The organism is Streptomyces anandii JCM 4720 (assembly GCF_014650655.1).
GTDB lineage: Bacteria > Actinomycetota > Actinomycetes > Streptomycetales > Streptomycetaceae > Streptomyces > Streptomyces anandii.
The window spans coordinates 311638-322147 of record NZ_BMVJ01000002.1; the positions used below are offsets into that span (position 1 = coordinate 311638).

General features: G+C 72.4%; 7 protein-coding genes and 1 pseudogene. 6 read left to right on the forward strand and 2 right to left on the reverse strand.

Annotated elements, in window-relative coordinates; genetic code table 11:
• The 3 genes and pseudogenes from IE249_RS36180 to IE249_RS04625 all read left to right on the forward strand — a co-directional run.
• Nucleotides 1–931 (forward strand): annotated as a pseudogene (locus IE249_RS36180) (serine/threonine protein kinase); the annotation flags it as partial.
• A gap of 155 nt (nt 932–1086) precedes the next feature.
• Entirely contained in the window at nt 1087–2700 is a 1614-nt protein-coding gene (locus IE249_RS04620) for a succinic semialdehyde dehydrogenase (RefSeq protein WP_189703452.1), read from the forward strand.
• Between the two features lie 36 nt (nt 2701–2736).
• Nucleotides 2737–4569: a GMC oxidoreductase gene (locus tag IE249_RS04625; protein ID WP_308434307.1), complete on the forward strand. Its 1833-nt coding sequence runs from the start codon at nt 2737–2739 to the stop codon at nt 4567–4569.
• 535 nt (nt 4570–5104) lie between these two features.
• On the opposite strand, the gene IE249_RS04630 is transcribed toward IE249_RS04625, so the two are convergent.
• A complete protein-coding gene (locus tag IE249_RS04630) occupies nt 5105–5386 on the reverse strand; it encodes a chorismate mutase (RefSeq protein ID WP_189703453.1) in 282 nt (93 codons plus the stop codon).
• A gap of 384 nt (nt 5387–5770) precedes the next feature.
• Here IE249_RS04630 and guaA point away from each other — a divergent pair, with 384 nt between their 5' ends.
• Nucleotides 5771–7345, forward strand: coding sequence for a glutamine-hydrolyzing GMP synthase (gene guaA, locus IE249_RS04635; protein ID WP_189703454.1), 1575 nt, complete (start codon nt 5771–5773; stop codon nt 7343–7345).
• 20 nt (nt 7346–7365) lie between these two features.
• On the opposite strand, the gene IE249_RS04640 is transcribed toward guaA, so the two are convergent.
• Nucleotides 7366–7842 (reverse strand): pyridoxamine 5'-phosphate oxidase family protein, encoded by a 477-nt coding sequence (locus tag IE249_RS04640; protein ID WP_189703455.1) that lies wholly within the window; start codon nt 7840–7842, stop codon nt 7366–7368.
• Nucleotides 7843–7988: 146 nt separating this feature from the next.
• Here IE249_RS04640 and IE249_RS04645 point away from each other — a divergent pair, with 146 nt between their 5' ends.
• Nucleotides 7989–8783: a class II aldolase/adducin family protein gene (locus tag IE249_RS04645; RefSeq protein ID WP_189703456.1), complete on the forward strand. Its 795-nt coding sequence runs from the start codon at nt 7989–7991 to the stop codon at nt 8781–8783.
• A 188-nt stretch (nt 8784–8971) separates the two neighbouring features.
• Nucleotides 8972–10249, forward strand: coding sequence for a hypothetical protein (locus IE249_RS04650; RefSeq protein ID WP_189703457.1), 1278 nt, complete (start codon nt 8972–8974; stop codon nt 10247–10249).
• Nucleotides 10250–10510: the final 261 nt, after the last annotated feature.

Genomic DNA, 10510 nt, shown 5'->3' on the forward strand with positions numbered 1-10510 from the left:
GCTGGGGCAGCGCCCCGGACCGGCGAGCGACCTGTGGTCCCTCGGCGTGGTCCTGTACGCGGCCACCGAGGGGGTCTCCCCGTTCCGCCGCAGCAACACCCCGGCCACCCTGCAGTCGGTCCTCAACGCCGTCCCCGCCCCGCCGGCGGCCGCCTCCGGCCCGCTCGCCGAGGTGATCACCGGCCTGCTGCACAAGGACCCGGCGCACCGCCCGGACGCGGCCCGGGTCCGCGCCCTGCTCGAGGCGGCCGCGGCCCCGCCCGCCCCCGCGCCCACCCAGGTGGCGCGGTACGAGAGCGAGGAGCGCCGCGGTTTCCGGCCCGGACGGCGGACCTGGTTCGGGCTCGGCGCGGTGGCGGTCGCCGCGGCGGTGACGGCGTACGTCCTGGTCGCGCACCCGTTCGCGGGCCCGCTGCCGGGCGGCTGGAGCACCCACCACGAGCAGGACGTGGCCGCGACGCTCGCGGTGCCCGACGGCTACCAGGCCTCCTACCCGGACCGGAAGACGGACAAGAGCCACTGGGTGTCCTACAGCGACTGGAGCGGGAGCATCTCGGTCGGGCTGAACCTGGTGCGCAGGTCCGAGGACACCGGCCACTCCATCCAGGACAGCGCGGCCGCACAGATGTACGCGGACAACGGCGCCTTCAAGCAGTCCGGCGACTACGACCTCGGCATGCCGGCCGGTCCGAGGACCCAGCCTCTGGAGGCCACGTTCCACGGCAGGAAGGCCGCCGAGAACACCGTCACCTACACCACCAACGACAGCCGCAACCCGCTGCCGCGCGAGCTGCGGATCTTCTACTACAAGACGACCGGCGGCGACATGTACAAGCTCACCGTCGGCTACCCGGCCAAGGGCGACTTCGTGGCCCGCGGCCGAGAGGTGGCCCGCACGGCGATCGCCAACCTCGCCCTGGACAAGTCGTAGCCGCCGGCGAGTTTCCCGCGGCGGGGGCGGCACGCTGCCACAACGCCCTGATCAGGGCATTCGTTGCCAGTCATCACTGGCGTCGTGTGGACACTCGGTGAATCCCCATTACCGACGGGTACACAAAGGCCCCGGCGCGGCATACCCTGCGCCTCATGACGGACGCTGAGGCCCCGGCCAAGACCGGCACCAATCCCCTGGCTCCCGCCCCCGCGGGCGCCCGCACCGCCGCCGACGTGGTGACCCCCGAGCTGGTCGCCCGGCTCACCAAGGGCGTCGTCGGCTCCGGCCGGACCGCCAACCACACGCCGTTCACCGGCGAGAAGCTCGCCGACCTGCCCGAGTCCACGCCCGAGGACGTGGCCCTGGCCTTCGAACGGGCCCGCGCCGCCCAGGACGTGTGGGCCCGGGTCCCCGTACGGCAGCGCGCCGCGGTCCTGCTGCGCTTCCACGACCTGGTGCTGGAGCGCCAGGCCGAGGTGCTCGACCTGATCCAGCTGGAGACCGGCAAGGCCCGGCTGCACGCGCACGAGGAGGTGCAGGCCGTCGCGATCGCCGCCCGCCACTACGGCCGCCGCGCCGCCGCCTATCTGCGCCCCAAGCGGCACGCCGGCGCGATGCCGACCCTGACCCGGGTCACCGAACTGCGCCACCCGCGCGGTGTCGTCGGCCAGATCGCGCCCTGGAACTACCCGCTGGAGCTGTCCGTCGGCGACGCGCTCCCCGCGTTCGTCGCGGGCAACGCGGTCGTGATGAAGCCCGACACCGAGACCTGCCTGACCGCGCTGTGGGCGCGCGACCTGCTGATCGAGGCCGGGCTGCCCGCCGAGGTCTTCCAGGTCGTCATCGGCGACGGCCCGGTCGTCGGCCCCGAGGTCGTCAAGCACGCCGACTACGTCTCCTTCACCGGCTCCACCCGCACCGGCCGCGAGGTCGCCCAGGGCGCGGCCGCCCGGCTGGTCGGCGTCTCCCTCGAACTCGGCGGCAAGAACGCCATGCTGGTCCTCGAGGACGCCGACCTCGACAAGGCGGCGGCGGGCGCGGTCCGCGCCTGCTTCTCCTCCGCCGGCCAGCTGTGCATCTCCATCGAGCGGCTCTACGTCCACGAGGCGGTCGCGGACGCCTTCCTCGAGCGCTTCGCCGCCCGAACGAGGGCCATGCGCCTGGGCACCGCCCTCGCCTACGGCGCCGACATGGGCTCGCTCGTCGGCGAACGCCAGCTGAAGACGGTCACCCGGCACGTGGAGGAGGCCGTCGCCAAGGGCGCCAAGGTGGTGGCCGGCGGGGTCGCCCGCCCGGACGCCGGGCCGTACTTCTTCGAGCCGACGATCCTCGACGGCGTCGAGGCGCCCATGTCCGTGTGCACCGAGGAGACCTTCGGACCGGTCGTCTCCGTCTACCGCTTCGCCACCGACGACGAGGCCGTCGAGCGCGCCAACTCCACGCCGTACGGCCTGAACTCCTCGGTGTGGACGAAGGACGCCCGGCGCGGCCGCGAGATCGCCGCCCGGCTGCGCACCGGCACGGTCAACGTCAACGAGGGCTACGCGCCCGCCTACGGCAGCGTCCAGTCCCCGATGGGCGGGATGAAGGACTCCGGTCTCGGCCGCCGGCACGGCTCCGAGGGCATCCTCAAGTACACCGAGGCCCAGACCGTCGCCCACCAGCGGCTGCTGCCCATGGCGCCGTCGCTCGGCATGGACGACGAGAAGTACGCGGCCTTCATGAGCCGCAGCCTGAAGCTGATGAAGGCGTTCCGCTTCCGCTAGCCCCAGCCACCCCCCCGTTCTCGAAGAGGAGAGCACGTGTCGCAGGAGAAGTCCGTCCAGACCCGGGACCAGGACGGGAACGACGACGGGTACGACGAGGGCGGGTACGACTACGACGTCATCGTCGTGGGATCGGGGTTCGGCGGGTCCGTCTCCGCACTCCGCCTGACCGAGAAGGGCTACCGCGTCGGCGTCCTGGAGGCCGGCCGTCGCTTCACCCGCGAGACCCTGCCGAAGAACTCCTGGGACCTCAGGAACTACCTGTGGGCCCCGAAGCTCGGCATGTACGGCATCCAGCGCATCCATCTGCTGGGCAACGTCATGGTGCTGGCCGGCGCGGGCGTGGGCGGCGGCTCGCTCAACTACGCCAACACCCTCTACGTACCGCCGAAGGCCTTCTTCGAGGACCCCCAGTGGCGGGACATCACCGACTGGCAGGAGGAGCTGGGCCCGTACTACGACCAGGCCAGGCGCATGCTCGGCGTGCGGCTCAATCCGACGATGACGCCGTCCGACGTGCACCTGAAGGCGGCGGCCGAGCGGATGGGCGTGGGCGACACCTTCCACATGGCGCCGGTCGGGGTGTTCTTCGGGGACGGCGAGGACGCCGACGGCAAGGCGCGGGCGAACCCCGGCGAGCAGGTCGCCGACCCCTACTTCGGCGGCGCGGGACCGGACCGCAAGGCGTGCACCGAGTGCGGCGAGTGCATGACCGGCTGCCGGCACGGCGCGAAGAACACGCTGAACGAGAACTACCTGTACCTCGCCGAGAAGGCGGGCGCGGTCGTGCACCCCATGACCACGGTCGTCTCCGTCACCGACGACTCGCGCGGCGGCTACGCGGTGGCCACGCTGCCCACCGACAACAAGAAGAAGGGCGCGGGCCGGCTCTTCACGGCCCGCCGCGTCGTCCTCGCCGCCGGCACCTACGGCACCCAGACCCTGCTGCACCGCATGAAGGCGAGCGGCCGACTGCCCCACCTCTCGCCCCGGCTGGGCGAGCTGACCCGCACCAACTCCGAGGCGCTGGTGGGTGCCCAGACCGACAACCGGCGCTACCGCAAGGCGACCGGCGAGGCGCGGGCCGACTTCACGCGCGGGGTCGCCATCACGTCCTCCATCCACCCCGACGCGAACACCCACATCGAGCCGGTCCGCTACGGCAAGGGCTCCAACTCGATGGGCGGCCTGTCCATCCTCCAGGTCCCCTACGCCGAGGGCTCCTCGCGGGCCGCCGCCTGGCTGCGCAACGCCGCGCGCCACCCGCTGCTGGTGCTGCGGTCGCTGTCGAACCGCCGCTGGTCGGAGCGGACCATCATCGGCCTGGTCATGCAGTCCCTGGACAACTCCCTGACCACGTACCTGAAGCCGGACGGCGTCGGCAAGGGCCTGCTCACCGCCCGCCAGGGCCACGGCTCGCCCAACCCCAAGCAGATCAGGGCCGCCACCGAGGGCGCCACCGCGCTCGCCGCCGAGATCAACGGCTTCGCCGGCTCCAACGTGGGCGAGCTGATGGGCACCCCGCTCACCGCCCACTTCCTCGGCGGCTGCCCGATCGGCGCCTCGAGCGAGACGGGCGTCATCGACCCGTACCACCGCCTCCACGGGCACCCCGGCATCTCGGTCGTCGACGGGTCCGCGGTCTCGGCGAACCTGGGGGTCAACCCGTCCCTGACGATCACGGCGCAGGCCGAGCGGGCGATGTCGTACTGGCCCAACAAGGGCGAGAGCGACCCGCGTCCGCGGCAGGGCACGGCCTACGAGCGGCTGAAGCCGGTGGAGCCGCGCGATCCGGTGGTCCCGGCCGAGGCCTTCGGCGCGCTGCGGCTGCCGTTCCTCGGCATGCCGGCGGTGCCGCCGAAGAAGTAGCGGCGGGCTGAGAAAGCGGGGAAAGCGGCGGAAAGAAAAGAGAGGACCTGCGTCCCCCTCCTGACGCAGGTCCTCCTTGTTGCTGATGTGACCCTTCCCGCCTGTGAATGGTTGTGCCGGGAGACGGGGAAACGGGTGTGGCCTGAGTCACATTTCCGGTGGGCTCGTGTGGACGGCGGTGCCGCCGGTCCAGCACGTGCGAGGGGCTCTGCACATGCGGAGGGCCTTGCACATGCGGAGGGCGCCGCGGGGGCCTGGGCCGCCGGGCCTCGGGGGGGAGCGGGGGCTTCTTCCGCCGGCCGGCCCCGGGCGTCCCCGGAGCCGGCCGCCAGTTGGGTGACCGGGCTGCTGTCCCCTGCCGTCCGGTCACTCCCCGGAGCGAGGTCCCACGGCACACGGCACGATCCGCACGCCTCATCGCCCCGGAGAGCCACGCGTGGTTCTTTCGGGCCGCCCCTGGCTGGCGCGGACACCCCGACCAACGACCCGGTTCGCACGGCGGTCACGTGCCGTACGGGTGAGAGGCCGCCCGAACTCAGACGCGACCCCGGCACAGCTCGAGCAGCGTCATCGCCAGCGGCGTACCCGGCCTGCCGAGAGCCTCGCTGTAGCGGCCGAGGATCTCCATCTCGCGGGAGAGGTTCACCCGCCGGCCGCCGGAGGCGATCCGCGCCTCCTGGACGACGGCGGACACGGCCATCCGTTCCTGGATCAGGCCGATGATCCGGTCGTCGAGCGCGTCGATGCGCTCACGTGCGCCGGTGATCACGCCGGCGGCCTCGGGGGTGCGGGCGCCGGTGATGTCGGTGGCGGTCATTCGGGGGCTCCTCGTCGGACGGGGTGCCCCGGAGCGGCAGGACCCGGAAAACGCCAGACGCCCCGGGCCTTGTCGGCCCGGGGCGCCTGGGAAGTCGCTTGTCAGTTGCTCAAGCAGCACGACCATGGCAGCCGACGGGCCGGTTGCCATAGGTAAAGAGGAAGGACGCGTGCGTGAACATGCGCCCAGTATGCCGCGCCACCCGTGGGTGGTCCAAGCCGAGGCCCGCATCGTGAGACCGGAGCGGCGGGGGATCCTCGTGGTCCCGGACCTGGGCCGGTCGGCCGGGGTCGGGCCGGGGCTCGGCCTCGCGCCGGGATGCCGCCGTCGGGGCCGGTAGACTCGGGGGCACACACCTCCTCGCTCACCGCCGGAAGGCAACCCGTGTCATCAGCGAACCCCGCAGCCACCGACACCGTCCTGGTCGTCGACTTCGGCGCGCAGTACGCCCAGCTCATCGCCCGTCGCGTCCGCGAGGCCCGGGTCTACAGCGAGATCGTGCCGAGCACCATGCCGGTCGCGGAGATGCTCGCCAAGAACCCGGCGGCGATCATCCTCTCCGGCGGCCCGTCCTCGGTCTACGAGGAGGGCGCCCCGCGCCTGGACCGCGAGATCTTCGAGGCCGGTGTCCCCGTCTTCGGCATGTGCTACGGCTTCCAGCTGATGGCGCAGGCCCTCGGCGGCACCGTCGACAACAGCGGCGCCCGCGAGTACGGCGGTACGCCGCTGCACGTCTCCAGGGCGTCCTCCACCCTCTTCGAGGGCACCCCGGCCGAGCAGTCGGTGTGGATGTCCCACGGCGACGCCTGCTCCGCCGCCCCCGCGGGCTTCACCGTCACGGCCTCCACGGACGTCGTCCCGGTCGCCGCTTTCGAGAACGACGAGAAGAAGCTCTACGGCGTCCAGTACCACCCCGAGGTCATGCACTCCACGCACGGCCAGCAGGTGCTGGAGCACTTCCTCTACCGCGGCGCGGGCCTGGAGCCCGACTGGACCACGGGCAACGTGATCGACGAGCAGGTCGCCGCGATCCGCGAACTGGTCGGCGACAAGCGGGCGATCTGCGGCCTGTCCGGCGGCGTGGACTCCGCCGTCGCCGCCGCCCTGGTGCAGAAGGCCATCGGCTCCCAGCTGACCTGCGTCTACGTCGACCACGGTCTGATGCGCAAGGGCGAGACCGAGCAGGTCGAGAAGGACTTCGTGGCCGCGACCGGCGTCCAGCTGAAGGTCGTGGACGCCGGCGAGCGCTTCCTCACCGCGCTCAAGGGCGTCTCGGACCCCGAGGAGAAGCGGAAGATCATCGGCCGCGAGTTCATCCGGGTCTTCGAGCAGGCCCAGGCGGAGATCATCGCCGACGAGGGTCCCGCGGTGGAGTTCCTGGTCCAGGGCACCCTCTACCCGGACGTCGTCGAGTCCGGCGGCGGCACCGGCACCGCCAACATCAAGTCGCACCACAACGTGGGCGGGCTGCCCGAGGACCTCGAGTTCAAGCTGATCGAGCCGCTGCGCAAGCTGTTCAAGGACGAGGTCCGCATGGTCGGCCAGGAGCTCGGCCTGCCCGAGGAGATCGTCCAGCGCCAGCCCTTCCCCGGCCCCGGCCTCGGCATCCGCATCGTCGGCGAGGTCACCCGGGAGCGCCTGGACCTGCTGCGCGAGGCCGACGCCATCGCCCGCGAGGAGCTGACCGCGGCCGGCCTCGACCGGCAGATCTGGCAGTGCCCGGTGGTCCTGCTCGCGGACGTCCGCAGCGTCGGCGTCCAGGGCGACGGCCGCACCTACGGCCACCCGATCGTGCTGCGCCCGGTGTCCTCCGAGGACGCCATGACCGCCGACTGGTCCCGGCTGCCCTACGAGGTGCTGGCGAAGATCTCCACCCGGATCACCAACGAGGTGCGGGACGTCAACCGCGTAGTGCTGGACGTGACCTCCAAGCCGCCGGGCACCATCGAGTGGGAGTGATCCGGGCGGCCTGAGCACCCCTACTCGCGCTTGACCGTGCGCAGGGGCTCACCGGGCTTCCAGATCTGGACGACCAGATACGCGTCGTCCTCGACGAAGGTCCGCACGACCTCGGTCAGCTCGGTGCGGAAGAGGTGGAACGGCTGCGGCGGTTCCACCTCTTTCACGTACCAGGCCTTCTTCGTGTCCCGCACCTCGTGCGCCAGCCCGCTGATCCGCACGTCGCCGCCCCCCATGCCCGTCCCCTCGCCCGGGTTCGCCTGGAGCGAGAAGCGCGGATCGCGGCGCAGGTCGAGGGCCTTCAGAGAGTTCTCCATCATGCCGAACCAGAGCTCGCCGTCGCGGAAGTCGGCCTCGAGGCCGGACAGGCGCGGCGAGCCGTCCTTGCGGAGGGTGGCGAGGACGTGGTGGCGGAAGGCGCCGAAGCGCCGCTCGACGGTCGCCGCCAGCTCGGGTGCGTCGGCGGCGAAGGATGCCCAGTTCCCAGGGGTGCTCATACGGCCAGTGTCACGGGGAAACCGGACAACCCCTGTCGTGTATTCGCCGCGTGCGTCATCTTTGCTCAAGACCACTGCCCTTTTGCGCTGACCGGGGGTAACTTCCGCCCGTACCCCCGATCCCGCGCCGGAGGACCCACGGACCCATGCACGGCCCCACTCCGCCCCAGCCCCTGCCCACCGAGAAGCTGCGTTTCGCGATGCCGCCGATGCACGAGTCGGTCGAGGAGGAACGCCGGCACCGCAAGGAGCGGCTCGCGGGCGCGCTGCGGATCTTCGGCCGGTCCGGCTTCGAGGACGGCGTCTCCGGGCACATCACCGCCCGCGACCCCGAGTTCAGCGACTGCTTCTGGGTCAATCCCTTCGGGATGCCCTTCAAGCACGTCACCGTGAGCGACCTCGTGCTCGCCAACCAGGACGGCCAGGTCGTCGAGGGCCGCTACCACGTCAACCAGGCGGCGTTCACCGTGCACTCCCAGGTGCACGCCGCCCGCCCGGACGTCGTCGCCGTCGCCCACTGCCACTCGGTCCACGGCCGCGCCCTGGCCGCCCTCGGCGAACTCCTGGACCCCATCACCCAGGAGAGCTGCGCCTTCTACGAGGACCACGCCCTCTACGACGCCTACACCGGCGTGGCCGTCGACGCGGAGGAGGGCCGGCGCATCGCCGGCGCGCTGGGCTCGCGCAAGGCGCTCGTCCTGCGCAACCACGGGCTGCTCACCGTCGGCGACTCGGTCGACGCGGCTGCCTGGTGGTTCCTGTCCATGGAACGCTCCGCCCAGGTGCAGCTGACCGCCCGCGCGGCGGGCCGCCCGGTGCTGATCGACCACAAACTGGCCACGGCCACCCGTGAGCAGCTCGGCGGCGACCTGGTGGCGTGGATCAACTACCAGCCCCTGTGGCAGGACATCAGCCGCGGCGAACCCGACCTGCTGAGCTGACACGGCCCCGGATCGGAACCCCCGCGGCACGGCGGATCCAGCCGGGTCAACACGGCGGTCGGGGCTTCACCCGCGCTGACCGGGCCGGGCCGACGGGGGTGGGGTGGCGTAGGGCACAATTCGCTGTCGGCGCAGGGGCGTTGTCCGCAGAGCTGCTGCGGGATCTCCGGGGAAGGCGGGCATCGGGCGTGGCGGTGCAGGAAGCGAGAGACGGCGCGGGCGCGGGGGTCCACGCGGGCGGCTGCGCCTGCGGGGACTGCCCGCACGGGGCGCGCACGGGGCATCGGCGCGCCGTCGCAGAATTCCTTCTGAAACGGGACGAGTTCGCCGCCGGACAGGGCCTTCCGGCGGCCGTCGCCCACTCGGCGTCCGCCTCCCGGCAGTGGGTCTCGGAGGAACTGACCCAGTCCGCCGGACTCGTCGCCGAACGCGGGCGGGCCGAGGGTGAGGCCTGGCTCGCCCGGCTGTGGCGGCGCACGGTCTTCGCGGTGGGTGCGGCCGTCGTCGTGCTGCTCCTCGTCCAGGCGCTGACCGCCATCGGCGCGGGCTGGACCGCCGCCCGCACGGCGGGGCTGCTGGCGGCGGTCGTGGTGGGCGGGGCGCTCACGGCCGCCTCGTGGTTCCACCGGGCGCGCGGCGGCGCCCTGGCCCCCGTCATCGGCGAGGACAACCGGCTGTCCACCTCGCGTGCGGTCGCCGCCGTCTGGGTCCTGTTCGCGGCCTACGCGGTGCTGGTCCTCGCGGGCCGCCTCGCCGTGGCCTCCGGCCACGCCGAGCGTGACGCGCTGATCGACGGGCTCGGCCTCGCCCACGGCGCCGGCGTGGCGACCGTGCTCGCCGTGGTCTGCGGGATCGCGGTCCTGGTGCGGCGCGTGGTCGCGCTTCGGGTCCTCGGGCAGCGGCTGCAGAAGGTACGGGCCTACCGGCCGCGCGGCGCCGACCTGCTGACCGACGACGCGGGACGCGGCTCCTTCGCCGACATCCAGTACGTCGTGATCAGCGCCGTGGCCCTGGTGTTCGCCGCGGTGCGGCTGGCCCGGCGCCCCGACCGGCTCCCCGACCTGCCCTGGGGGCTGGCCGTCCTCGCGCTGGTCTCGGCGGCGACCTACCTGGCGGGCAAGTACGCCGAGGGCGGCCGCCCGGTGATCCTCTCGGTGGTCCGGGCCCGGGAGGCCGGTGACCTGGACGCGCCGATCCGCACCGGCGACGACATCGAGATCCGCGGCGCCGGCTTCGTCCCGCCCGGGGCGCAGGACGCCGACCGGCTGTCGCGGATGGTGGTCCGCATCGGCGCGGTCAACGTCCATGTGCCCCTGGTTCCGGTCACGGGCGGCTTCAGCAACCCCGCGGACTCCGTCCTGACCGTGCCCGTGCCCGCGGACGTGGAACCCGGCCGGGTCGACGTCCAGGTGGTGACCGCGGCCGGAGTGGAGACCAACCGATATGCCGTCGACGTCACTGAGTGAGAGCGCCCACAAGGGACACTCGGGGTGTCCGTGACGCAGGGGGCCCAAGCCGCGCGTAAGCCGGAAAAAACGGTCCCGCAGGGTTGAGCGACTGCTTTCTTACATACGTATGGTCTCTTGAAGTGTGGACCATGTCCCGGTGAGAGGCGGCTGGTAGCGATGACTCACGGCGTTCGTACGGACACGCGCACCACTTACACCGACCGACGCGGCGGCCTGCGGGACAGCGCCGCCCGCTACGCCCTCCTTCCCCTGCGCGTC